The organism is Bradyrhizobium sp. BLXBL-03, assembly GCF_051853015.1.
Lineage (GTDB): Bacteria > Pseudomonadota > Alphaproteobacteria > Rhizobiales > Xanthobacteraceae > Bradyrhizobium > Bradyrhizobium manausense.
On sequence record NZ_CP182470.1, the window covers coordinates 2697800 to 2723769 of the forward strand.

A 25970-nucleotide genomic window follows, 5' to 3' on the forward strand; every position below is an offset into this window, starting at 1 on the left:
ATGAGATGGTTTTCAACGTCAGCGCGATCGCCGCGTCAATCGAACCAATAGCGCAAGCGAGGAAATGCCGAGATGAGCAGCAGTGAGGTGGGCGCACAACGCCTGGACGTCGTCGTCGTGGGCGCCGGCTTCGGCGGCTTGTACGCCGTGTACAAGTTCCGGGAGATGGGCCTCAAGCTCGGGGCATTCGAGGCGGGCGGCGATGTCGGCGGGGTGTGGTACTGGAATCGCTACCCCGGGGCGCGCGTAGACCTTCCGAGTATCGACTACAGCTATTCGTTCTGTTCCGAGATCGAACAGGAGTGGACCTGGTCGGAGGAGTTCGCGTCACAACCGGAGCTTCTCGCCTATTTCAACTTCGTGGCTGACCGGCTCGACCTGCGCAAGCACTATCAGTTCAACACCCGCGTCATCAGCGCGATCTGGGACGAGACACGCAAGCTGTGGAAGGTGACGACCGATCGCGGTGAGACCGTCGAGGCGACTTACTGCGTGATGGCGACAGGCCCGTTGTCGATCCCCATGGATCCCCAGATTCCGGGCCTTGCGCGCTACAGGGGCGAGTTGCTGCGCGCCGGCAAGTGGCCGCACCATCCGGTCAGCTTCGCCGGCAAGCGCGTCGGGGTGATCGGCACGGGGTCGACCGGCATCCAGATCGTCCAGGAGGTCGGCCGGAAGGCCGGCGAGCTCTTCGTCTTCCAGCGCACGCCAAGCTTCACCATGCCCATGCGCAATCAGACGCTGGAGCCGGACTACGTAGCCGAGGTCAAGCGCAACTACGCCGGGATCCGCGAGGCCGCCCGTAACAGCCCGAACGGCGGCGTGCGTCCGTGGACCACGCGCGCCTTCTTCAGCGTGACGCCGGTACGGCGTCGCGAACTCATGGAAGACGCCTGGAAGGCCGGCGGCCTTGCGATGCTTGGGACCTTCACCGATCTTCTGAGCAACGAGGAGGCCAATGAGCATGTCGCCGAGTTCGTGCGCGGCAAGGTCAGCGAGGTCGTCAAGGACCCCGTCACCGCCGAAAAGCTCAAGCCCCGCGGCTATCCCATCTTCGCGCGGCGGCCGTGTCTCGACACCGAATATTACGAGACGTTCAATCTGCCCAATGTCCATCTGATGGACTGCGTCACCGAACCGATCCTCGAAATCACCGAGAAGGGTGTGCGGACGGAGGCCGGAGAAACCGAGCTCGACATGCTGATCCTCGCGACCGGCTATGATGGGCTCACCGGTGCGCTGACGGCCTTCGACGTTGTCGGCCGTCATGGTGGCAAGGTGAACGATAAATGGAAGTATGGGGCGAAGTCGTATCTCGGCCTGATGATGGAAGGTTTTCCGAACCTGTTCATGACCACCGGCCCGAACGGGCCGGCGGCGCTCGCCAACATCGTCAGGATCAGCGAGAACGACGTCGACTGGATCGCGAACCTGATCACGCACATGGTCGATCGGGGCCTTGCGACCGTCGAGCCGACCAAGGCGGCGGAAGACGGCTGGATGGAGCTCGTCGCGCGGCTCGCGCGGCGCTCGCTGCTCAACAAGGCGAAGACCTGGTATCTCGGCGCCAACGTCAAGGACAAGCCGCTCGGGCTTACGCTTTTCACGGGTGGATTTCCGAAGTACACGGACTATTGTGCCGCCGCCGCGCAAGCGGGGTATCGCGATTTCGTGTTCGAGCGCGGACGAACGCCAGTGGCGGCCTGAGGTCGAGATCGTGCACAGTTCGGAACGTTGAGCTTTGGGAAGGCGCTCGGCTCGTTGCGGTGTTCCGAAGTGCAACGTCGAATGAAGGTCGGAGCTAACGCGCGCTCCTGAACAGGCAGCCGGTCCCGCCGCCGAGTTGGTTCAAGCGTTGTGAGGCACCCCGGCCTGGCCGATTGGCGACGCGTCCCCGCGAAGCAAAGATCATCTCGCGGACCGAGTGCATCTGGGAGACAAGCGAAGAATTCCGGTGTCCTCGCAAAGAGTGCGGCAAAAGCCTCATTGTCATTAATTTGATGCATTAATTAATAAAATAGCCGAATAAATAAATAATTGGACAGAAGCTTTAATTTAAAATAGATATTGATTTAATGAGGCGAATGACCGTGGCGCTTCCTGATCGCGGTCGTCGCTTCTGAAGCCGCGAATATTGCAGAATCAATAATTGCCAAGACGCGGCCGGCCAAGCACCGACCGCGATGGGCAGGGGGATACCGCTCCAGATCTTTTCACGCAAATTGGCAGCAGTTGATCGATTGTCGCTGGTGGACGTAACACCCTCCGAGCGAGCGCTATCAGTTTGCGTGAATTGATTTTCCGGCGACGCTCTCTGCTCTGCATTGACAGACGAGGGTCGCGAATGACGTGCACGCATTTTGTAGCAATGTTGGGCCGGGCTCGGGCAGTCTCGAATTCTTCTCCGTCAATCTGCGATCCTTCGATCCAGCCAAGTTTGCGGTTTGCAAACATGGCGGCTGTCGGGCGCGCGACCGTTTTCACGACATCCGCTCGCGGGCCCGGAGCGACCCTGGCCTCGAGCAGAGTTGAGCGGCACGTGTTCTCTTTGCACATTTTCGAAGCGCTGAGCGGGACGGTAGGCACCCTGGGCAGCTTGGCATTTTTCTTCAGCAACATAGGCAAGGCAACGGCCGATTATCCCCGCGCCATTGTGCAATTTGTGCCGGTCCGTGAATGCGGGCGGCGCATCACCCAGAGGATTTAAGCTATGGCGACGCAGACAACGGGCGGCGGCAGCACGGTTTCGTTCGGCAATACTCCGCAAGCCAACTCGGACATTTTCTCGTTTACGGAAGACGCCGGCAACATTCTCATCTTGAACGTGCTGGCAAATGACCTTGGGGGCGCGGCCAAGACGCTGTTCTCGCTGGACGACGGCACGAGCGCCTCCGCCTCTACCAAGAGCTACGCACCTGCTGATCTGCTGGTCAGGGATGTGGTGTACAGCGTTGACGCAGCCGGCATGGCCGGAACCCGAGACCGCAGCGCGCTCGGTGCCCGCATCTGGATCGAGTCGGACGGCACCATTCACTACGACAAGGGCGACATCAACGCTCAGCTTCAGGCGCTGGCGGTCGGGCAAACGCTGACTGACACATTCACCTACGCGATCCAGCTGGGCAATGGCACGCTCAGCTGGGCGACGGTGACACTCCAGTTCAATGGCGCCAACGACTCGGTCTTCGCGACATCAAGTCCGCAGAGCGGCTCGGTGGTGGAAGACGCGAATGCCACGCCGGATCTCTCGGATTCGCAGAGCGCGGCCGGCACTATCAGTTTCAACGACGCCGATCTCAGCGACACGCATTCCGCCTCGTTCGCGGCAGCCTCTTCCAACACGACTTCGCTCGGCACTTTCTCGCTCGACCCCGTCAACGAGGCGGCCAATGCCGCCAACGGCGCGGTGCAGTGGCACTACAGTTTGAACAACGCGGCTGCGCAATACCTCGCTGCGGGCCAGATCGTCACCGAGAACTTCGTGGTGACGATCAATGACGGCCACGGCTCGACAGCTACCCAGACGGTGACCGTGACCATCACCGGGACCAACGATGCGGCCACGGTCTCTTCCGAGGCGAAGTCCGTCACCGAGGGGAATGCCGCCTCCGCGCTCAACACGAGCGGCCAGCTGACGATTGTGGATCCCGACACGGGCGAATCCCATGTTGTGGCCCAGAGCAACGTCCACGGCACCTATGGCGACTTCACCATCGATGCCAATGGGGCCTGGAGCTACACCGGCAATGGCGCCCACAATGAACTCACCGCCGGCCAGCAGGTGCAGGACCAGTTCACCGTGGTGAGCCAGGATGGCACCGCCAGCGGCACCGTCACGGTGACGATCACCGGGACCAACGATGCGGCGACCGTGAGCTCGGACTCGAAGTCCGTCACGGAAGGCGACACTGCCGCCGCATTGAATGCCTCCGGGCAGCTGACGATTGTGGATCCCGACACCGGCGAAGCCCATGTCGTGGCCCAGAGCAACGCGCACGGCACCTATGGCGACTTCACCATCGATGCCAACGGGGCCTGGAGCTACACCGGCAACGGTGCGCACAATGAGCTCACCGCGGGGCAGCAGGTCCAGGACCAGTTTACGGTCACCAGCCAGGATGGCACCGCCACCGGCACCGTCACGGTGACGATCACCGGGACCAATGATGTCGCGACAGTGAGCTCGGATTCGAAGTCCGTCACCGAAGGCGATACGGCGGCGGCGCTCAACACTAGTGGCCAGCTCAGCATCACCGACCCCGACACGGGCGAGGCCCATGTTGTGGCGCAGAGCGACGTCCACGGCACCTATGGCGACTTCACGATCGATACCAACGGGGCCTGGAGCTACACCGGCAACGGCGAGCACAATGAGCTCACCGCGGGCCAGCAGGTGCAGGACCAGTTCACGGTCACCAGCCAGGATGGCACCGCGAGCGGCATCGTGACGGTGACGATCACCGGGACCAATGACGCGGCCACGGTCTCTTCCGAGGCGAAGTCCGTCAGCGAGGGCGACACCGCGGCGGCGCTCAACACTAGCGGTCAGCTCAGCATCACCGACCCGGATACGGGCGAGGCCCATGTCGTGGCCCAGAGCAACGTTCACGGCACCTATGGCGACTTCACCAGCGGCCAGCTCAACATCACCGACCCGGACACGGGCGAAGCCCATGTCGTCGCCCAGACCAACGTCCACGGCACCTATGGCGACTTCACCATCGATGCCAACGGGGCCTGGAGCTACAGCGGCAATGGCGCTCACAACGAGCTCACCGCCGGCCAGCAGGTGCAGGACCAGTTCACCGTCGCCAGCCAGGACGGCACGGCCACTGGCATCGTGACGGTGACGATCACCGGGACCAACGATGCGGCGACCGTGAGCTCCGACTCCAAGGCGGTGACGGAGGGTGACATTGCCTCCGCGCTGAACACCTCCGGGCAGCTGACGATTGTAGATCCCGACACCGGCGAAGCCCATGTCGTCGTCCAGAGCAACGTTCACGGCACCTATGGCGACTTCACCATCGATGCCAACGGGGGCTGGAGCTACACCGGCAACGGTGCTCACAATGAGCTCACCGCCGGCCAGCAGGTCCAGGACCAGTTTACCGTGGTGAGCCAGGATGGCACTGCCAGCGGCATCGTCACGGTCACCATCACCGGCAGCAACGATGCGGCCACGGTCTCTTCCGAGGCGAAGTCCGTCAGCGAGGGCGACACCGCGGCGGCGCTGAACACCAGCGGTCAGCTGAGCATCACCGACCTGGATACGGGCGAAGCCCATGTCGTGGCCCAGACCAACGTTCACGGCACCTATGGCGACTTCACCATCGATGCCAACGGCGCCTGGAGCTACAGCGGCAACGGTGCGCACAATGAGCTCACCGCGGGCCAGCAGGTGCAGGACCAGTTCACCGTCACCAGCCAGGACGGCACCGCGACCGGCACCGTGACGGTGACCATCACCGGGACCAACGACTCCGCAACCGTCAGCTCGGATTCGAAGGCGGTCACCGAGGGCGACACCGCGGCGGCGCTCAACACCAGCGGCCAGCTCAACATCACCGACCCGGACACGGGCGAAGCCCATGTCGTGGCGCAGAGCAGCATCCACGGCACCTATGGCGACTTCACCATCGATGCCAACGGGGCCTGGAGCTACACCGGTAACGGCGCGCACAATGAGCTCACCGCGGGGCAGCAGGTCCAGGACCAGTTTACGGTCACCAGCCAGGATGGCACCGCGAGCGGCATCGTGACGGTGACGATCACCGGGACCAACGATGCGGCCACGGTCTCTTCCGAGGCGAAGTCCGTCAGCGAGGGCGACACCGCGGCGGCGCTGAACACCAGCGGTCAGCTGAGCATCACCGACCTGGATACGGGCGAAGCCCATGTCGTGGCCCAGACCAACGTTCACGGCACCTATGGCGACTTCACCATCGATGCCAACGGCGCCTGGAGCTACAGCGGCAACGGTGCGCACAATGAGCTCACCGCGGGCCAGCAGGTGCAGGACCAGTTCACCGTCACCAGCCAGGACGGCACCGCGACCGGCACCGTGACGGTGACGATCACCGGGACCAACGACTCCGCAACCGTCAGCTCGGATTCGAAGGCGGTCACCGAGGGCGACACCGCGGCGGCGCTCAACACCAGCGGCCAGCTCAACATCACCGACCCGGACACGGGCGAAGCCCATGTCGTGGCGCAGAGCAGCATCCACGGCACCTATGGCGACTTCACCATCGATGCCAACGGGGCCTGGAGCTACACCGGTAACGGCGCGCACAATGAGCTCACCGCGGGGCAGCAGGTCCAGGACCAGTTTACGGTCACCAGCCAGGATGGCACCGCGAGCGGCATCGTGACGGTGACGATCACCGGGACCAACGATGCGGCCACGGTCTCTTCCGAGGCGAAGTCCGTCAGCGAGGGCGACACCGCGGCGGCGCTGAACACCAGCGGCCAGCTGAGCATCACCGACCTGGATACGGGCGAAGCCCATGTTGTGGCGCAATCGAACGTTCACGGGACCTATGGCGACTTCACCATCGATGCCAACGGCGCCTGGAGCTACACCGGCAACGGCGCTCACAATGAGCTCACCGCCGGCCAGCAGGTGCAGAACCAGTTCACCGTCACAAGCCAGGATGGCACTGCCACCGGCATCGTCACGGTCACCATCACCGGGACCAATGACAACGCGACCGTGAGCTCCGACTCCAAGGCGGTGACGGAGGGCGACATTGCCTCCGCGCTGAACACCTCCGGCCAGCTGACGATTGTAGATCCCGATACGGGCGAAGCCCATGTCGTGGCGCAGACCAACGTCCACGGGACCTATGGCGACTTCACCATCGATGCCAACGGGGCCTGGAGCTACACCGGCAACGGCGCCCACAATGAGCTCACCGCGGGCCAGCAGGTCCAGGACCAGTTTACCGTGGTGAGCCAGGATGGCACTGCCAGCGGCATCGTCACGGTCACCATCACCGGCAGCAACGATGCGGCCACGGTCTCTTCCGAGGCGAAGTCCGTCACCGAAGGCGATACGGCGGCGGCGCTCAACACTAGTGGCCAGCTCAGCATCACCGACCCCGACACGGGCGAGGCCCATGTCGTGGCCCAGAGCAACGTCCACGGCACCTATGGCGACTTCACCATCGATGCCAACGGCGCCTGGAGCTACACCGGCAACGGTGCTCACAATGAGCTCACCGCCGGCCAGCAGGTGCAGGACCAGTTCACCGTCACAAGCCAGGATGGCACCGCGAGCGGCATCGTGACGGTGACGATCACCGGGACCAACGATGCGGCCACGGTCTCTTCCGAGGCGAAGTCCGTCAGCGAGGGCGACACCGCGGCGGCGCTCAACACTAGCGGTCAGCTCAGCATCACCGACCCCGATACGGGCGAGGCCCATGTCGTGGTCCAGAGCAACGTCCACGGCACCTATGGCGACTTCACGATCGATGCCAACGGCGCCTGGAGCTACACCGGCAATGGCGCTCACAACGAGCTCACCGCCGGCCAGCAGGTGCAGGACCAGTTCACCGTCACCAGCCAGGATGGCACTGCCACCGGCATCGTCACGGTCACCATCACCGGGACCAATGACAACGCGACCGTGAGCTCCGACTCCAAGGCGGTGACGGAGGGCGACATTGCCTCCGCGCTGAACACCTCCGGGCAGCTGACGATTGTAGACCCCGATACCGGCGAAGCCCATGTCGTCGTCCAGACCAACGTTCACGGCACCTATGGCGACTTCACCATCGATGCCAACGGGGCTTGGAGCTACAGCGGCAACGGGGCTCACAATGAGCTCACCGCGGGCCAGCAGGTGCAGGACCAGTTCACGGTCACCAGCCAGGACGGCACCGCCAGCGGCACCGTTACGGTCACCATCACCGGAAGCAACGATGTGGCCACGGTCTCTTCCGAGGCGAAGTCCGTTACCGAAGGCGATACGGCGGCGGCGCTCAATACCAGCGGCCAGCTGAGCATCACCGACCTGGATACGGGCGAAGCCCATGTCGTGGCCCAGAGCAACGTCCACGGCACCTATGGCGACTTCACCATCGATGCCAACGGCGCCTGGAGCTACAGCGGCAACGGTGCGCACAATGAGCTCACCGCGGGCCAGCAGGTGCAGGACCAGTTCACCGTCAGCAGCCAGGATGGCACCGCCACCGGCACCGTCACGGTGACCATCACTGGCAGCAATGATGCGCCGGTGCTGAATGCCAACGGCGGTTCACTGTCCTATATCGAGGGTCAGGCGGCGACCGCTATCGATGCGGCGCTGATCGTGTCGGATGTTGACAACACGAATCTGACCGGCGCGACGGTGTCGATTACAGGTAACTTCGCCTCCGGCCAGGATGTGCTCGGTTTTACGAATCAGAGCGGCATCACCGGCAGCTATAACGCCAGCACCGGGGTGCTGACCCTCACGGGTTCGTCGAGTGTGGCGAACTACCAAGCGGCTCTGCGCTCCGTGACTTACTCGAACTCGGGTGACGATCCGTCGGGCGCGACCCGCACCATCAGCTACCAGGTTGACGACGGCCAGACGGTCAGCCACGCCAGCAATATCGTGAGCTCGACAGTTGCGGTCATCCCGGTGAACGACGCGCCGGTGAATACGGTTCCGGGAGCACAGACGACAAACGTCAACACGACAAAGGCGATCACTGGACTTAGCATCTTCGATGCCGACGCGGACGGCGCCAGCGAAACGATCACGTTGTCCGTAACCAACGGCACCTTGACCGTTTCAGGAGGTACCGCAGGGATCAGCGGCAGCGGAACGTCGACGGTGACGCTGACCGGAGCAGTCAGCGCCATCAATTCGACGCTGGCCTCGACGGTCAACTACGTTCCGACATCGAATTTTGCCGGAACGAGCACTCTGACCGTGACAACAAGCGACAATGGCCACACCGGCGCGGGTGGTGCATTGACCGATGTCGATACGGTGACAATTTCGGTCACGAGCCCCAGCCCCTTCGCTCTCACGACCGGCACCGATAGGGTCTTCTTTGTATCGGGCAGCAATACCGTGACCGGCACGCAATCTCCCCTAACGCTGAACAACGGCGACATGCTGACAGGGGGAAGCGGGACGGACACTCTCGTCGTCAGTGGTGGTGGTTTGGGGCCATTCACCTTCGGAGATGGTACAGGAAGCATTGGCCTGACAAATTTCGAAACAATAAGTCTGAGTGACAGCAACAGCGGAAATCACACGGATGCTTTGACATTCCTTTCGACATTCCAAAACGGAGGAACGCTCGCGATCGACGGATCTGGCATCACTGGTAACGGCGACTTGGTCGTAGATGCCAGCGCAGTCACGTCCGGATCGTTTGTCATCATGGGCAGTTCGGGAAACGGCGGTGATGATATCCTCAAGGGCGGTTCAAGCAACGACACGATTAACGGTGGCGCCGGCAATGGCGCGGACAGAATCGTGGGTGGTGGTGGCGCAGATACGCTGACGGGCGGCGGTGGGAACGATACATTCGCCTATCTCGCCGTCACCGACGCCGGTGACCACATAACCGACTTCAGCACCTCAGGCGACAAGCTGGAATTCACGGTAACCGCCGGGCGATTCGTCATTGGTGATGTCGATACGAATGTTGAAAACGTCAGAACGGGCAACAACGCTGCGATAAATCTCGCCAACACGGAAGTCGGCATTAAAACAGACGCATCGGTGACGACAGCAACAGTTCAATCAACGATCAACGGTTACTCGAATATCACGACTGGGGCCCTGTTCGTATTCCACAATTCGACAGTGGGCCACGCGCAAGTCTACTACGATCCCAATCCGAGCGTGGCGGGCGGCGCGATACTCGTTGCAGATTTGGACAATCTGACCACTCTGGCCAGCATCACCGGTACCTTCAGCGCGGCGGACTTCGCGTTTGGAACGGCGCTTGCTCCTGCGGGCATATCGGGGCAGCCCATCAATCTGGGTCTGACCGACTCGCCGGCCGAGGAGGGGCAACTCGCGACGGTCACTGTGGCCAGCATGCCCGACGGCTGGACACTCAATGGTGGGACGCTGCTCCCCGATGGCAAGTGGACGATCGAGACGACCGACGTCAGCTCGCTCATGGTGACATCGCCAGTCAGTTTCGCCGGCGCTCTGCACCTTGACGTGACCGTGACTTGGATGCAGCCGGACGGCTCGGCTGTCATCGAGACATTCGCCGACAATGTTGAAGCTTTTGCAACGGGCTCCCCCATCATCGCCATTTCCGGCAATGACTATCTCACGGCTTCAGATGGCAGCGATTTGCTTGTATTCTCACGGCCGATCGGCCACGACGTCATCTATAATTTCGACATTGCGCATGATCAGATCGACCTGATCGGCCACGCCAGCTTCAAGACCTTCGCCGATGTCCAGACGCATCTGTCTACCGACGATGACGGTTATGCGGTCATTGCGCTGGCCGAGGGTCAAACGATCACTTTGGATGGCGTCGATGCCGCCTCGCTCGCAGCGGACGACTTCGTGTTCGACTTTAAGCCCATCGTCGACAACGTCGCCACAATGACGATCGGCAACGGCGCAATGCTGCCGTTGTCCGGTAACATCCATAATACGGGCACGATCTCGTTGAACTCGACCGGCGCGGAGACCGATCTCCAACTTGTCGGGCACGGCATTTTGCTGGAAGGTGGCGGTCAGGTGCTGTTGTCCGACAATAGCGAGAATACTATCAGTGGAGCTGTTTCCGACGTCACGCTGACCAACATCGATAACACCATTTCGGGAGCCGGACAGCTTGGCGAGGGGACATTGAGCCTTGTCAACCAAGGTACGATCAACGCCACGGGCACCAACGCGCTCGAGATTGACACCGGTAGCAACATCATCGCCAATTCCGGAACGATTGCGGCCAGCGGCAGCGGCGGTCTGGTCATCGACAGTAACGTGGACAATTCGGGGCTGCTGTGGGCGCATGGAGCCAGCATCACTCTCAATGGCATCGTAAGCGGCAGCGGCACCGCACTGATGGATGGCGTGGCTACGATCGAGTTCGGAGCGGCTTCATCTGCGCATGTTGCGTTTGATGCCGCGGCCACCGGGACAATCGTGCTCCATGACTCCTTCGACTTCAGCGGTGTCGTGTCCGGGTTTAACAAAGGTGACCACCTGGATCTGCTCGACGTCTCATTCGGGGACGGCACGACCACAAGTTATGTCGCAAATCAGGCCGGCACTGGCGGAATCCTTTCGGTGACTGACGGAATCCATACTGCCAATATCAGCTTGTTGGGCCAGTACGATCCCGCGAGCTTCCAGACCGAGGCAGACAAGAACATGGGAACGCTGATCAGCTACCACGGGGATCTGGTCTGACGCGTTGCGAGGAGATGGCTAAAGGTGCCGACTGCAAGGCGGTACCTGGTTCGCATGGAGATCCTAACGCCTTGCTGACTGCCCTGATGCATCCCGCCGGTTCCGAGTAGCCGGCATCTCGTCGGGCTTGAGCTATTCCCGCTCCAGTTGCATTTTTAGCACGTCGTGAAATTTGCTCGATGCACGCCGGCCGCGGCGCAGCATCAATTAATATTATTACAGCGATCCTCATCCGTAATAATCCGGTGCTTCTTGCCGACTCCAGCCAGTGCTCTGCCCAGGATGCGGTTGCTGGGTTAGCTATCGTCTTTGTAGTACAACGTTTTTGTTGATTCTTGGATGGTCGCGCCGGGCTCGTTTTGTGATGGATTATTCAAATCAGCCATTAAGACATTAAATGTTGACGATAATAAATATTTAATGGATAGTTTATCGCTGGCGGGGCTGGACATAAATCCGCAGCCGCTGAAGTTGCCGAGGTGTCTGCAAATTCATCTTGAAACAAGGGATTGTTCCTATGTTGCATCATTTCATCGAGACCAAGGAAGCGTTGAAGCGTCTGCGGACGGACCAGGACGGCGTGGTGTCATTCGAGTACATCATCGTCGCGGTTTGCATCGTTGGCGCAGTGGGTGCCGTGTTCGGCGGTGGCGCCGGCGGCCAGATCGGGGCCGCCCTGACGACAGGGATCACCGCCATCACCACAGCCTTCGCCACCGCCATCGCTGGCTGAAACGGCGATTTGACGCCAGAGGGGGGCATCGAAATGTGTCCCCCTCTCGAATGTTCTTTCTGCATCCCCAGTGTGCCTTCCACCTCTTCGAGGCATGCATTTTCATGAGCTCGATTTCATACATCGCCTCAATACTGGAAATCCTGTTGTTGCTCTACGTCGCAACGATCGATGTCGCGACGCGCCTGATCCGAAATGAAATGTGTCTGGCGCTGGCGGCGCTCGGGATCGCCAGTCAATTGCCCAATCCAATGCAAATTGCCGAGTCGCTGATATCGGCCGCGATCCTCTTTCTGCTGCTGTTCGTCCTCTACACCCGGGGAGGAATTGGCGGCGGCGATGTCAAATTGCTGACTGCGCTGGCGATCGGGTTTCCACTGGCCGGCCAGATTCAGCTCCTGACCATAACTGCGCTGGCCGGCGGCGTTCTTGCCCTGGTGCACCTGATGATGCGCCACCTGCCTCATCCCAAACTGGCGCCCGCCAGATCGTCACTCCCGCGCCGCGTCTACGCGATCGAACGCTGGCGCCATTTGCGACACGCCCCGCTGCCCTACGGGGTTGCAATAGCCTGCGGGGGTATTTGGACGATTTTGAGCAAAGGATTGTGAGATGTCATCCGCCTTGCGTCTGTCGATCATCATGGTGCTTCTGCTGGCAACCACTGCGTTCGGGCTGATCGCCTATAACATGAACCTGCCGAAGGCGGAGCCTCCGGCACCCGTACAGGTCACCGAGGCGGCGCCGGCACCAGCAATGGCGCCAGCCCCAACCGCGGGGTACTTTGTAGCGGCACATCCATTGCCGAAGGGCACATTGGTCCGCGAGGAGGATTTCAAGGTTCAGTCGGTGCCGCCGGAGCGCGTTCCACAAGGGGCCATCCTGGAAACGCCCGAGTCCAGGGCCGGGCTTCCCGGCTCGCTAATCCGCAAGTTCGTCGAAGCGGGCAGTCCTGTCACATTGCAGGACATCCTGCGCCCGCGGGATCGGGGTTTCCTCGCAAGTGTGCTCGCACCGGACAGCCGTGCGATCAGCATCAAGGTTGACGAGGAGTCGGGCGTCTCGTGGCTCATCAGGCCCGGCGACCATGTCGATGTCGTGCTGACCCAGGTCTTCGAGAAGGCCGATCCAGTGAAGCGCGCCCTGAGCGAAACCATTCTGCGCAATGTTCGGGTCATCGCCATTGACCAGGAAATCGTGCAGGGCGCGCGACCCATCGGCGGCATGCCAGGGAAGCAAACGCAAACCGTGTCGCTTGAGCTTGCGCAGGAGCAGGTCAAGAGGGTCACGGTTGCAAAGCAGCTCGGAACGCTGTCGCTGGCCGTGCGCGCGGCGGTCGATCAGTGGGACCAGGCGGACACTGGCGCGACGTCGAGCTGCGATGTGTCGCCGGAACTTGCCCGGCAGAATGCTATCGCGGCTCAGAGAACGGCAGTGGTCGTTCATTCGGGCCGCGAGGTCAAGCAATACACAGTCAGGAGAGAGGACGAAGGCGCGCTCGTCAGCTGCGAGGGAGCGCCCGAGGTTATCCAAAAGACCGCAACGGCTATGGATTACACAAATAGGCTGCCGGAGAAACGTTGATGAACATCGCCATAGCTACTCCGCCCGAAGAAGCGACCTCGATCGTTGCACGTAACCGCATCGTTTGCTTCGTGAATGATGAGATCAGCGCGGCGGCTCTGCGCAAGGGGCTCGAAGGCGCCAACCTCTCGATCAGGCGCGGCACCATCCGCAATGCGATACGGATGCTGGAATCCGACACGGACCTGTGCGCGCTGGTAACGGACATCAGCGGCATCGATGATCCCTTCACTGAACTGGAGAGGCTGGCCGGCGTCTGTCCGCCCGATGTCCGCGTAGCTGTGATTGGCGAGAACAGGGAAATCACCTTCTACCGTGAGCTTCTGGAGCTGGGCCTGGCCGAGTATCTGCCGCGGCCGCTCACGCGCGATTTGGTGCTGGACCAGTTGCGCCCCAAGCTGCTGGGCGACGTAGCCGCCAACCAAATCGATCGTGGCGGTCACGTGGTTTCGATCTGTGGGGCGCAGGGCGGGGCCGGCGCCACGAGCATCGCGATCAATCTGGCACTGCAATTGGCCGAAACCACCAAGGCCAAGGTCGCGCTGCTTGACCTCCATCTGCAGGGCGGCGAAGCCGCCGTGATGCTGGGTGTCCGTCCCGGGGCGGGGCTGCGCATCGCCCTGGAGAACCCGATGAGGGCCGACACACTGTTCCTCGAGCGGGCGGCAATCGAAGTCAACGAGCGGGTCTGTCTGGTCTCGGCCGATGAAGATCTCGATGCGCAGCTCGAAATCACGGAAGCCGGCGTACGACACGTGCTGGGCCTGCTCCGTCAACGATTCAACTACATCGTCGTCGATGTGCCCGTGCCGTTTCCCCCGTCGATCTATCCGGTGATTAAGCTTTCCCGTCACGTGATGGTGCTACTCGAGGCCGAGGTGACGGGGCTTCGCAATGCCCACGCGCTGCGCACCGCCGTCGTCAACATTGCCGGCAAAGATCGGGTCTTTACCTTGCTCAACCGGGCCGGTCGTCCCGGTGGACTCCCCAGGGAGGCAGTCGTCAAAGCGATGGGCGCAGAGCCGGACATCGTCATTCCCGATCTCGGCAAGGGGATGACCGAGGCGCTCAATCTGGGAATTCCCGCCCTGAAGCACGTCAGGAAATTGCGACGTCACCTGGCACCGATTGTACGGGAGATCAGCGGTGTCGGCGCCGAGCAGAAGAGCTGGTGGAGGAGGGTGCTCACAGCACATCTGCGATGAAAATATTTGGAAGACGTGAGGAAGAGGCGTCCGTTCTTGTAGCTGCATTAGGGGCTGAGCTGCCTGGTACCGCGGCAGGCTCGCTTCCGTCGATGCCCAACGTTGCTGTATCTGCGCCAAGCGCGCCTCCACCTATGTCAAACCGGCCCGCATCCGCGTCCAGGCGCGACGACCCCCCGATCCACCACCCGATAATACCGGAGTCGTTGCGTGAACGGGTCATCGAGCAGATCGAGCCAGCGGTGGCGGCAACCGTTTCGCGCGAAGTTCTTCGGCGGCAGATCGAGGAAATCATCCATCAAATTGCCAACCAGGAGCGGCTCGAGCTGTCGGGGCGCGAGCAGCTTCAGCTTGCGGACGAGATTGCCGACGACATGACGGGCTACGGGCCGCTTCGTCCGCTGCTGCTCGATCAATCGATCAGCGATATCATGGTGAACGGTCCCAGCAACGTCTACGTGGAGCGAAGCGGCAGGCTGGAACGAATTGCGGTGCGATTCCGCGACAATGATCACATCACCTCCGTCGCTCAGAAAATTGCCGCGCAGGTCGGCCGGCGCGTCGACGAATCCAGCCCGATGGTGGACTGCCGCCTGCTGGATGGCAGCCGCGTCAACATCATTCTCCCGCCGCTGGCGGTCCATAGTCCGTGCATCTCCATCCGGAAATTTCCAAGCCATCGTTTGGATATCGCCGGATTGATCGAAAATGGCTCAATGACCGCGGCCATCGGAAAACTGCTGGAGATCGCCGCCCGGTCTCGGCTCAATGTTCTGGTCTCCGGCGGTACCGGGTCCGGCAAGACGACGCTCCTGAACGCGATGAGTCAATTCATCGATCACAGCGAACGCATCGTCACGATCGAGGATGCGGCAGAGTTGCAGCTTCAGCAGCCGCACGTGATCAGCCTGGAGACCCGGCCTCCCAGTCTGGAGGGCACAGGGCAGGTGACGCAACGCGATCTGCTGGTGAACGCCCTGCGCATGCGTCCCGACCGGATCGTCGTTGGCGAAGTTCGCAGCGCGGAAGCCTTCGACATGCTGCAGGCAATGAACACCGGCCACGACGGTTCGATCTCCACGGTCCATGCGAATAGTACCCGAGACGCCCTGACCCGCATCGAAAACATGGTGCAGATGGGACAAGTCAATCTGCCGTCGCGGGCCATTCGTGCTCAGATCGTCGCTGCACTCGATCTCATTGTGCAGGTCGAACGCATGCGGGACGGGCAGCGCCGTATCGTTCAGATCAGCGAGGTCATCGGCCTCGAAGGGGACGTGATCACCACCAATGACATCGCAGCCTTCGAATACAAGGAGGAGGATGAGCAGGGTCGCCTGTCGGGCACCTACAGGTGCAACCTTGCAACTCCGAAATTCAAGAGCCGTCTTGTCTATTACGGGCTGGATGGAGCGTGGGCCGAGGCAATGGGGCAAATATGATGCCGGAGTCTGTAATCGCATCGTTTCTGGTGCTCGCGATCTTCGCAGCAGCCATTTCGCTGTGGCTCGACGCTCGGGAGCGACGCATCAATCGCCGGCTGGCGGTTGCTCTGCCAGCTTCCCATCCAGTCAACCTACCATCCATTCGCCGGCTGGAGGCCGGCTCTCCGTCGCGGTTGCTCCATCGCGTGGCCAATTACAATCGCGAGATACCTCACACCTGGCATCCAGCCTATGTGTTGCTTGCCGGTGCCATCACAGCAGCAGCGATCCTGTACACCAATCGCCTGCTGGGATTCTCCATTCTTTACGTGTCCGTCGCGGCGGCGATTGCCGCCATAGTTGTCGTGCGAGGCCTCTTCGGATGGCAGCAACGTCGCTTCAGCAGGCAACTTTTTCGACAGCTGCCTGATGCGATCCAGCTCGTGACGAGCACCGTTCGATCGGGTCTGCCTGTCCACGAAGCTTTTCGCGCCCTCGCGCGCGACATGCCACAGCCAACGGCTGGGCAGTTTGCCATCGTATGCAACGAGGTGAATCTTGGAAGACCTCCCGAGACGCCGTCCAAAGTGTCTATCGGCGAACTCAAGTGGCGGAATATGCGATGTTCGCGGTGACCCTTGCGGTTCAGTTGAGGTCGGGTGGTAGCCTTGCGGAGACCTTACAGAACCTGGGAGATACCGTGAGGCAACGCGTTGCACTGGCCGCGCGGGCCAAGGCGCTGGCGGGAGAGGTGATCTTTTCCTCGCGGGCGCTGACGATCTCGCCCTTGCTTGGAGGCGGGGCGCTATACGCAGCCAATCCGCAAACGGTCGATCTGTTGTTCACTGATCCGGTTGGAAACAAGCTGCTGGCTTACGCGGTGGTCTCGGTGCTTGTCGGGGCCTTGGTTATAAGTTGGATGGTCAGACGGGAAACGGCACTATGACTCTTGGCCTTGGTCTGGTGGCCCTCGCATTCGCAGCCGGTGCTACGAGCTGCGTGTTGATCATCCGCGAAATGCACATTCGCGCTTTGGATGTGCGCGTCTCGAACGCTGTGATGGGCGTTGCCGGACGGTCGGCGCCGTTCCAAGACATGACGGGTTGGTTCTCGTCGCTCGGCATGCGCTACCGCCGCTTCTACGCGGAGGAAAATCTGGATCAGCTACGAGCGATTCTTCAATCAGCCGGTTTCAATCATCGTCGAGCCCTGCCGACCTGGATCGGTGTCAAGGCCGTCAGCATGTTCTTGTGCCCCATCATCGCCGGAGGGGTCGCTCAGCTCCTGGGGAAGCCGTTGCTGGACGTGCTGGTCTTCACGCTGATCGGCATGGCGGTCGGAATCGTGGGACCGCGGTTGATACTGGGGATGCTGAAGCGGCGGTTCGATGCGGCCATTCGTCTGGGCACGCCGGACATGATCGATCTGTTGGTTGTGTGCAGCGAAGCGGGAATGGGCCTGGAGAGCGGGCTGGCACGGGTAGCGCAGGAAATGAGCGAGACCAATCCCTCCATGGCCGGGGTCTTGAGGAATCTTCTTGATGATCTCCGGATATTGCCCAGCCGCAGCGAGGCATTCGAGAAGCTGGGAGCTACCTCGGATGGGCTGCGCCGCTTCGGGACTATGCTCGCTCAAAGTCTGCAATACGGGACGCCGGTCGGCCAGGCGCTGCGGAGCATCGCCGTCGACCTCCGGCGAGAACGTATTACCAAGCTCGAAGAAAGAGCACACAAGCTGGGCGCCAAGCTGACCATTCCCATGGTCCTGTTCCTGCTCCCAGCCATGTTCGTGATTTTGGGAGGAAGTCCCATTCTGCATCTCGTACGTTCATTTGCCAGCTTCGGTAAATAACCATGAGCACCGTTGCCCTGTCGAAAGCCTCTTCCTACGATCGGACGATGCAGCTGTTCGGCGGCATGTGGTTCATGTTGCTGGCTCTTGGCGTCGCCATCAAGATTGGCTCGTCGGCTGGTGATCCTTGGCCGTCGCTTCTGTCGAGTTTCTGTCTCGCTGTCTTCTACGTACTGCTGGCGCTGCTGACCATCACACGGCCGCCGGCAAAGGCGCAGGCGGAAGGTCTTCTCCCGAGAATGGCGGCTTTCATCGGCACTTACATGCCATGGACGATCGCGCTCTTCGGCAAGACGGACCAGGCGCTACCAAACCTGGCATCCACCGCTTGCGTACTGATCGGCATGATCATGATGCTGGTCACCATCAGGCATCTTGGCAGGTCATTCAGCTTGGTGCCGCAGGCGCGTAACGTGGTGCAAACGGGTCCGTATCGGTGGATCAAGCACCCGCTCTACCTTGCGGAAGAAATCGCGGTGTTGGGTGTGGTGCTGAAAAACCCGTCGCTGCTGACCGCCATCCTGCTCGTCCTGCATATCGGCGTCCAGATTTGCCGAATTCATTACGAAGAGGACCTGCTTCGGCGCAACTGCCCTGAATATTCGAGTTACGAGGCCTCGCGCTGGCGGGTGATCCCTTACGTTTGGTGAGTGGTGTTGATCCGGTCCATGACCGGAGCGGTGAGTATTGGTCGAGGTAGGCTCATGAGCCACAGGAAATCTCTCTTCGTGGATCAACGCGGTGCCGTCGCGCTTGAGACATTGATCGTTTACCCTGTGCTGGTGGCGTTCCTGCTGATGTCGCTCGCCGAGGTGGCCATCGCGGGCTTGCAGTTTAGCTCGGCCTGGTCGGCGCTGCGTGGCTTCGGGCAATATTTGCAATACTACAATCCGCTGGGTTCCGACGGGACGGTGAGCTGGAGGCCGGGGCTACAGACAACGGTTGCCGGTTATCCGATCGGCAACATCCAGGTGATATGCGGAGACGCGCGTGTTGCCTGCTCGTCGAGCAATATCGCTACTCCGAAATATTTTACATTCACGACAACCGTCACTTTGACCCCAATTGTGTGGCGAGCAGTGTTGTGTAGCCCGTCTTGTACGTACACGCTGCGCTACTCAGAACGCTTCCAATAGGTGTTTCCATGCGTGACCTGCTCCATTCACGGCGAGGCTCGGTCGCATTCGCAACGGTCATCGCTCTCGTGCCGCTCATCGGAGTGGTCGCACTTGGGGCCGAGGCCGGATCGTGGTACGTCACTCACAAGAACGCACAGAACGCCGCGGATGCGGCGGCCTATTCGGGCGCATTGCGACTTTCATGCACGATCGCCGGTGCGACCTGCGATACGCAATCGGTGGATTATCGCGCAAGGGAATTCGCGGCGCAGAATGCGTTTTGCAACTCAAATCCAAAGGACAGCACGGCCTATCCTGACAGCAAGTGTGTGGCGACCCTTCCGAGCGGAATCTCGCGGGTCGTGCAAATCGATGTCGGTGATTATGTCGGCGACTCCAATGCGGGCACGTTCACAACTCCACCCAAAGGCACGGGGAACGCGGTTCGCGCCATAGTCAAGCAGCAACAGCCGGCCTCCTTGGCAGCAGTCCTGGGTTTCAAAACGGTCACCATCCCCGCCCAAGCCATTGCCTTGGTCCAGAACCCGACAAAGCTATGTGCACTGGCACTTGGGCCTGACACAGGCGCACTCAAGCTTGGTGGTCACCTCAGCAACAACGGAACGGGCTGCGGGATGACGTCGGACACCACTGTTCAGTTTGCCAGCACACCAACTTTCACGGGGTCGGGATGGGCGGTTTACGGTGCAAGTGGCTGTACCCCTTCAAGCACCTGTAGCAATCCTGGCGTGCCGCACAACTATTTTATGCCATACGCAACCAATCCGCTCAGCAAGCTGAACAGCGAGGCGTTCAACAGCAGGACCGGCAGTTCCAATCCGGAAACAAAAATCACATGTCCCACCTCGCCAGCGCCGCCCGCCGGCACTAACACTTGTTATAGAGCGTCCCCGAATGCTCCTCCTGCCACTGGCGCGTACGGAAACCTGACGGTGACGACCGGAGATTGGTTAGATTTCGCTCCAGGCACGTACATCTTTTATAATGCGACAATAAAGATCAATGGCGGAACGGTCACCTGCAACGCCTGCACAAAGTGGCCGCCTGCTGGCACGGGTCTTGGCGTAACCTTCGTATTGCTCGGGGATTCTAGTCTTTCCATCAGCGGCGGCACGGTTACGCTCTCTGCTCCCGTCACCAACACTTTCTCATCTGATCTCAACGGCGTTCTGATCGATGATCAGGCGCCGACGAAGTCCAAAAATGCTGTCACGATCAATGGCGGGGGTACGGTCGCACTAGGTGGGGCGGCATATTTCCCTTATGTCGACGTGACCTGGAACGGAGGGACTCAAAGTTCAAACACGACGTGTTCTGAGGTGATCGCCAAAACACTCACCATGAGCGGTGGCGGCTTCCTGAGTACTGACGGGTGTGGTCCCGTCGCTTACACTCAAGTTGTAGCTTTGGTGCTGTGATGAGAAAGCTCGACAATCGTGGTGTCGCGGCGTTCGAATTTGTCCTCATCTTCACAGCGTTTTTCACATTGATATTCGCCATCTTCGATCTCGGACGCTATGCGATCACCCTGCAATCCTTGCGGACGCTCGCGAGCGCGGGCGCCCGGGCAACGATGATCAGGTGCTACACACCTGACGTGACCAACAACACGTCACCCTCCGGCTGTATCGATATCAATACCTACCTGCCTGTCGCACAGAGGCAGAATATTGCGCCTTTCCTGTATTTCGGCGGCCTTACGCCGACAATGACCGCTGGATCCAGCCCCACCAATCTGACCATTACAGCTTCTCAAACAGCCTTTAAAATGCTGATGCCGATATGGGGCACAAAATTGAATGCGCCGAGCGCGTCCACGCAAATTCCCTTTTAGCTCTCCCGAGCATCAGCCCATGAGGCACCCCGAGGGAACCGGCGACGATGCCGAGCACGGGCTCAGCTCAACTCGGCTTGAATATGGCAGTATATCTTACGTGTTTTTGCCCGCGATTCGTCGCAGCGCGCCGGCGCGTGCGAGGGCACTTCCATGCGTCGAGCCCTCAAGATTCGACAACGGAAGAAGAGAAAATGATGCTTGCTGGCAACATTGCAAAGTTTTCTTTGCTGTTTGAGGTTGTGCGATCAGGGTCTCTTCTTGCAAGGAGGCTATATGAGGGAGGATGATCTTGGAAGCACGTAGTAACGAATTGTAGTGGGACAAACTGTAAGCTCTGCGACGTGGTGCGCGGAGGAGAATTGCTGGGGCATCGAGCACGCAGGTTTGCGGGGATGCCGCGGATTGCTGGTGGGGGCTCGAATGGGTGGTGATCGCGTTTCGGGTAGGGCTGTAGGGAGGCTTCTCGCCTTCGGCGTGATGGGTCTTGGTGCGGCGCTCGCCTCCTTTGCGTCCGCAGACCGCGCGACGGCTGCAGACCGGCGGGGATCCTCCGGCGGCGTCTTCGTCAGCGAAATGAATGACGTCCAGCGGGTCAAGGTCGTCGTCAACAAGTCGCGCACGTTCAAGGTCGACACGGCCTTCGCGACCATCGTGGCCGGCTCGCCTGACATCGTCGACGTGAAGTCGCTCAGCGATCACCTGATCTACGTCCAGGGCAAGCAGACTGGTACGACAAATGTCATACTATTTGACTCATCGATGAAGCAGATCGGGATTCTCGACGTCGAGGTCGTGATCGATACCGGAAATCTACAGCAGAACATCCGGACCAGCACCGGCGGGCAGGGGATCCGCGTGTCGGCCTCCGAGGGGCAGGTGGTGCTTAGCGGCACCGCGGTGGACGCGGTTGCGGCCGAGCGGGCCATGGCGATCGCAACCAGCACGGTTGGCAAAGGGGGGACAATCGTCAACGCGATGAGCGTCGCGGCACCGCAGCAGGTGATGCTTGAGGTGCGCTTTCTCGAGGCAGACCGCAACGCCGGTCGCGAGCTCGGCATGAACCTGTATGCCGCCAATGCCAATGGCACCAACGTTGGCAATACCGGGCTTGGTCGCGTGACCGCCGCCGGTCGATCCCCGATTGGTGGCATTAATACGAGCACTGGCCCCCTCGGTGCTGGCGGCAGTGCTGTTGGTGCTCCTCCGACGGGGAGCCTCCCGCTGCTCACAACGGCAGGATCGCTGCTAAACACCGCCGCGAATGTTGTAGCTCCTCAACCGTTCGGAAGTTTGTTGACCAGCGTCATCCGCACCAGCAATGGTGGCTCAGTGGACCTGTTGATCTCTGCGCTGGAAACCAAAGGATTGGTTCGCCGGTTGGCGGAGCCCAATTTGATCGCCCTTTCAGGCGACGCAGCGCGATTCCTGGCGGGCGGTGAATTTCCGGTGCCGATTGCCTCGACTGCGGTTGCCGGCGCTTTGCCGACCGTGACCATCGAATTCAAGAAGTTCGGTGTTGAGCTTAGTTTCGTTCCCACAGTCCTGTCACGCGGCGTGATCAATCTGCGCGTTGAACCGTCCGTCAGTGAGCTAGATTTCACGAATGCGGTGCAAATTGCCGGCACCACCATTCCCGCGCTGAGCCGTCGCGACGCAAGGACTACGGTCGAGCTACGCGATGGCCAGAGCTTTGCCATTGCCGGCCTGCTCCAGACCCGTAATCGCCAGGATGTTTCGCAATTGCCATGGATCGGCTCGGTTCCGGTGATTGGAACCCTCTTCAGCAGCAAGTCGTACCAGCAGGAGGAAACCGATCTGGTGATCATCGTGACCCCGCGCCTGGTCGCACCGGCGGCACCCGGTCAGCAATTGGCATCGCCGCTTGATTCCCGCCTGCCGGCGAACGATGTCGACTTCTTCCTCAACGGCCAGATGGAAGTTCGCAAGCGTTACAATGACTACGTCAATTCGGGTGGCGAAGTGAAGGGTCCGTACGGGCACATCATCGCTCCTGAAGTCAGGGCGCCCGTTGCGGCTCCGGCCGCTGCTGTCGATCAGCCGGTCGTGAAAACCCTCAACTAGAGGAAGCGAGAGATGACCATAAGGTATCTGGCTCTGTTCGCGCCCTTCCTCCTAGGGGGGTGTTACGGTCTCGCTGGTCATGATGAGGTGGACCGCTATTTTCAGCGATCCGACACCATCACGATGAGCGCCGGCGATGCCAAGCAGGTGAATGCCGTCACCCACACCATCCACCCCTGGCCGCGATACGTCGGCGATCGCCGGATCGCATACGATGCGCGACGTGTGGGCGCCGCCGTGACGCGCTATGGCAACACGAAACAGCCTGTGGATCAGCTTCCCGACAACGGCGATCCGACGAAACAGATGGGCGTGCGGACTGCTCCAACCCAGAACATCAGCGTGGAAGGATTGGGAGCGGGAACTTCGTCGGGAATCTCAGTGCCGGTCGGCGGGCCAGCGGCAGGGAGCAGGTAGTGGTTTTTTGGTAAGTGAGTTGAGCCACGGGTATTTGCGCTTGGTGCAGTGAATGCGCTGAACCGGGCGGGGGACAAGGGTTTATGCGACGTGCCATTGTATTGCTGACCTGTTGCTGGTTGGCGCCAGGACTTGCGGGTTGCGACTACACAACGAGGGAAGCCGCCATCGTGGCTCCCGTCGACCCGCCGGGCGGGGACCCCGTGCAGGAGCCGACCGACGTCAAGTACTATCCGTCGGACGAGCCTGTGCGGCTGGGCCTGGAGCATTACAATCGCGGCAGTTACGGACTCTCGCAGCGCTATTTCAAGGATGCCGTCGAGAAATCACCCAAGGACGTCACGGCCTGGATTGGGCTCGCGGCGAGCTACGACAAGCTGCGTCGTTTCGACCTGGCCGACCAGGCCTATGCCCAGGCGATCCGGCTGGGAGGCGAGACGGTTCAGATCCTGAATGATCAGGGATATTCCTACATGATGCGCGGCAATCTGAGCGCAGCACGGCGGAAGTTTGAGAAGGCCTATTCGCTCGATCCAGGCAATCCGGTCATCGCCAATAATCTCGAGCTTCTCAACGGCAGCCGGCGCTTCATCGAAAGACCGCCAAACAATCAGCCGTAAGGGGGCGATCGGCTCCTGCGATCGCGGCCAGTTCTCGTCAATTTGGTCCGATCACAGCGTCAGCTCGACGGCTGCCGCTGCGGACGATGACAACAACGCCATTGCGAACGGAGAATCGTGCGCCGAGCAGTTTCCGCACCTTCTCGGTGATCGCAGAGGGAAAGGGAACGGTTTCTCCCGCGACGGGATCGCCGACCTTTATCGTCTCAGTCGCGGGGCCAGCAACAGGTGCGGGCTTGATATGGTCTCGGACAAGCTGAATCTCTTCACGTGACAGGATGAGCGGGGCCTGGTCAGGTTGGGTCTCCAACGGCGGCTTGGGTGTTCCACTGCTTGCCTTTTCGCGTATCTCATTGGTGCTTGCGATCTGATCGAGCCTGGCTACGCGGAGCTTGAGCGCGATGATGTCACGTTGCAGTGTTGCGATCTCCAATTTGTGCGCGTTGACCTGCATGAAGACAATGATCGCGCAGACGCAACTCACGACGAAGCCGACGCTCAGCAGTGCGATCAACCACCGCTCCAGGTTTCCCATCGCCCCTCCGGTCATCCGGGGGAGTTGATCGCGCTGGAGATGGCGTCGCCAGATGCGACCTGCTCGGTCGATCCAATTGGTAGAGCCCGTGACGCCGGTCGCCGCCTGGCCCGACCCAAAATGCGCGGGCCACGAGGCGGCTTCTTCTCGGGCCGCGTCAACGAACGAGGCCGCGTCGACTTGCTCACCTAGGTTCTCAGGGTCGCGATCCGCCGCCGTCAGATGACCGGCAGGGTGGAAGGGATCCATCTGCTTATCGAGCCTGCTCATCTCCGCTCTCATGCAGCCATCCGTCGACTTCAGCAGTTCCGCCGACGCGGCTGGAATAGGGTACCCGAGGATCCGATCAATCGGAACGGAAAAGGCTCCAAGCCGCCGCGTGAACTGCTCTAAGGGCAGCTTCAAGAGATGGGGCACCAACTAGAAGCCGGGTCGGTTAGTCGCGGCTTTCGGTCTTGCCGCCGAACACCGCGTCCCACTCCCGCTCGATCAGATGTGCCGCGCTCGTCGTCAGGCCCGCCAGCGGCGCGATCTTCCTTCGAGGCCATGGCCTGCTGGCTCGCCTGCATAACGCGGGAGTCCGAAAGACAATTTCGACCGACCGAATGCCTCGGCGCGGCTTCTTCTCCAGATCTGCTTCCTTCGACCCGCTCAGGGAATCGAGATTGACACAAATGAAGACGGGGAGCATGATACAACAATAGCGCATATATTCAACAGTATTGAATACATGGAAAGGAAGGAAAAGGAGATGCCCCTTGGTGCCATCAGCAGCGTCTACACGGTCGTCAACGACATGGATCGCATGCAGGCCTTCTACGCCGAGGCGCTGGAGCTGCCGCTGTCGTTTCGCGATCGCGACAGATGGTGCCAGTTCAAGGCCGGGCCGCTTGCGTTTGCACTGAGTTCGGCAGCTGAGGCGGCGAAGGACGCGCGCGGCAGCGTGATCGTGTTCGACGCGGCCGACCTTGCGTCCGTTGCAGCAAGGATCGAGCGGCTCGGTGGCCGGCATCTGGCAAGCCGCGACATGGGCGCGCACGGCAGCGTCGCAACCTTCGCCGACCCCGAAGGCAATCGGTTTCAGCTTCATGTCCGGCCCCGCCCCTCGGCTTGACTCGGCCTGCGCACATCAATCCAACGAGGAGATCAAT

The 25970-nt window shown here is 60.8% G+C and carries 20 protein-coding genes; 18 read left to right on the top strand and 2 right to left on the bottom strand.

The window, feature by feature from the left end:
* The first annotated feature begins 72 nt into the window (after positions 1 to 72).
* The 17 genes from ACNJX9_RS12805 to ACNJX9_RS12885 all read left to right on the top strand — a co-directional run bounded on the left by ACNJX9_RS12805 (position 73) and on the right by ACNJX9_RS12885 (position 24284).
* A complete protein-coding gene (locus ACNJX9_RS12805; protein ID WP_439409099.1) occupies positions 73 to 1707 on the top strand; it encodes a flavin-containing monooxygenase in 1635 nt (544 codons plus the stop codon).
* A gap of 1003 nt (positions 1708 to 2710) precedes the next feature.
* Positions 2711 to 11392, top strand: a complete 8682-nt coding sequence (locus ACNJX9_RS12810; RefSeq protein WP_439409100.1) for a VCBS domain-containing protein — start codon at positions 2711 to 2713, stop codon at positions 11390 to 11392.
* A 517-nt stretch (positions 11393 to 11909) separates the two neighbouring features.
* Entirely contained in the window at positions 11910 to 12125 is a 216-nt protein-coding gene (locus ACNJX9_RS12815; RefSeq protein WP_018318137.1) for a hypothetical protein, read from the top strand.
* 104 nt (positions 12126 to 12229) lie between these two features.
* A complete protein-coding gene (locus ACNJX9_RS12820) occupies positions 12230 to 12736 on the top strand; it encodes an A24 family peptidase (RefSeq protein WP_439409101.1) in 507 nt (168 codons plus the stop codon).
* A gap of 1 nt (position 12737) precedes the next feature.
* Positions 12738 to 13709: a Flp pilus assembly protein CpaB gene (gene cpaB, locus ACNJX9_RS12825; RefSeq protein ID WP_439409102.1), complete on the top strand. Its 972-nt coding sequence runs from the start codon at positions 12738 to 12740 to the stop codon at positions 13707 to 13709.
* Entirely contained in the window at positions 13709 to 14914 is a 1206-nt protein-coding gene (locus tag ACNJX9_RS12830) for an AAA family ATPase (protein WP_439409103.1), read from the top strand. The genes cpaB and ACNJX9_RS12830 overlap by 1 nt, the downstream gene beginning before the upstream one ends.
* Complete coding sequence (locus ACNJX9_RS12835) at positions 14911 to 16356, top strand: CpaF family protein (protein WP_439409104.1); 1446 nt, start codon at positions 14911 to 14913, stop codon at positions 16354 to 16356. Before ACNJX9_RS12830 ends, ACNJX9_RS12835 begins: the two co-directional genes overlap by 4 nt.
* A complete protein-coding gene (locus ACNJX9_RS12840; RefSeq protein WP_439410270.1) occupies positions 16353 to 16973 on the top strand; it encodes a type II secretion system F family protein in 621 nt (206 codons plus the stop codon). Before ACNJX9_RS12835 ends, ACNJX9_RS12840 begins: the two co-directional genes overlap by 4 nt.
* Complete coding sequence (locus ACNJX9_RS12845; RefSeq protein ID WP_439409105.1) at positions 16880 to 17284, top strand: type II secretion system F family protein; 405 nt, start codon at positions 16880 to 16882, stop codon at positions 17282 to 17284. Before ACNJX9_RS12840 ends, ACNJX9_RS12845 begins: the two co-directional genes overlap by 94 nt.
* Positions 17281 to 18189 (top strand): type II secretion system F family protein, encoded by a 909-nt coding sequence (locus tag ACNJX9_RS12850; protein WP_439409106.1) that lies wholly within the window; start codon positions 17281 to 17283, stop codon positions 18187 to 18189. Before ACNJX9_RS12845 ends, ACNJX9_RS12850 begins: the two co-directional genes overlap by 4 nt.
* Before the next feature lie 2 nt (positions 18190 to 18191).
* Positions 18192 to 18839, top strand: a complete 648-nt coding sequence (locus ACNJX9_RS12855) for a methyltransferase family protein (RefSeq protein WP_439409107.1) — start codon at positions 18192 to 18194, stop codon at positions 18837 to 18839.
* Positions 18840 to 18893: 54 nt separating this feature from the next.
* Positions 18894 to 19325 (top strand): hypothetical protein, encoded by a 432-nt coding sequence (locus ACNJX9_RS12860; RefSeq protein WP_439409108.1) that lies wholly within the window; start codon positions 18894 to 18896, stop codon positions 19323 to 19325.
* Between the two features lie 8 nt (positions 19326 to 19333).
* Positions 19334 to 20746 (top strand): pilus assembly protein TadG-related protein, encoded by a 1413-nt coding sequence (locus tag ACNJX9_RS12865; RefSeq protein ID WP_439409109.1) that lies wholly within the window; start codon positions 19334 to 19336, stop codon positions 20744 to 20746.
* Positions 20743 to 21162, top strand: a complete 420-nt coding sequence (locus ACNJX9_RS12870; RefSeq protein WP_220001224.1) for a TadE/TadG family type IV pilus assembly protein — start codon at positions 20743 to 20745, stop codon at positions 21160 to 21162. The genes ACNJX9_RS12865 and ACNJX9_RS12870 overlap by 4 nt, the downstream gene beginning before the upstream one ends.
* A gap of 423 nt (positions 21163 to 21585) precedes the next feature.
* On the top strand, positions 21586 to 23247 hold the full coding sequence (locus ACNJX9_RS12875) for a type II and III secretion system protein family protein (RefSeq protein WP_439409110.1): 1662 nt from the start codon (positions 21586 to 21588) through the stop codon (positions 23245 to 23247).
* 12 nt (positions 23248 to 23259) lie between these two features.
* Positions 23260 to 23664, top strand: coding sequence for a hypothetical protein (locus tag ACNJX9_RS12880; RefSeq protein ID WP_220001189.1), 405 nt, complete (start codon positions 23260 to 23262; stop codon positions 23662 to 23664).
* Positions 23665 to 23834: 170 nt separating this feature from the next.
* On the top strand, positions 23835 to 24284 hold the full coding sequence (locus ACNJX9_RS12885; protein WP_439409111.1) for a tetratricopeptide repeat protein: 450 nt from the start codon (positions 23835 to 23837) through the stop codon (positions 24282 to 24284).
* A 37-nt stretch (positions 24285 to 24321) separates the two neighbouring features.
* Here ACNJX9_RS12885 and ACNJX9_RS12890 read toward each other — a convergent pair whose 3' ends face one another.
* Both ACNJX9_RS12890 and ACNJX9_RS12895 read right to left on the bottom strand, forming a co-directional pair.
* On the bottom strand, positions 24322 to 25089 hold the full coding sequence (locus ACNJX9_RS12890; protein ID WP_439409112.1) for a hypothetical protein: 768 nt from the start codon (positions 25087 to 25089) through the stop codon (positions 24322 to 24324).
* 166 nt (positions 25090 to 25255) lie between these two features.
* A complete protein-coding gene (locus ACNJX9_RS12895; RefSeq protein WP_439409113.1) occupies positions 25256 to 25510 on the bottom strand; it encodes a hypothetical protein in 255 nt (84 codons plus the stop codon).
* A gap of 60 nt (positions 25511 to 25570) precedes the next feature.
* Here ACNJX9_RS12895 and ACNJX9_RS12900 point away from each other — a divergent pair, with 60 nt between their 5' ends.
* The gene (locus ACNJX9_RS12900; protein ID WP_439409114.1) at positions 25571 to 25933 is read left to right on the top strand and encodes a VOC family protein; all 363 of its coding nucleotides are present in this window, start codon (positions 25571 to 25573) and stop codon (positions 25931 to 25933) included.
* Positions 25934 to 25970 lie beyond the last annotated feature (37 nt).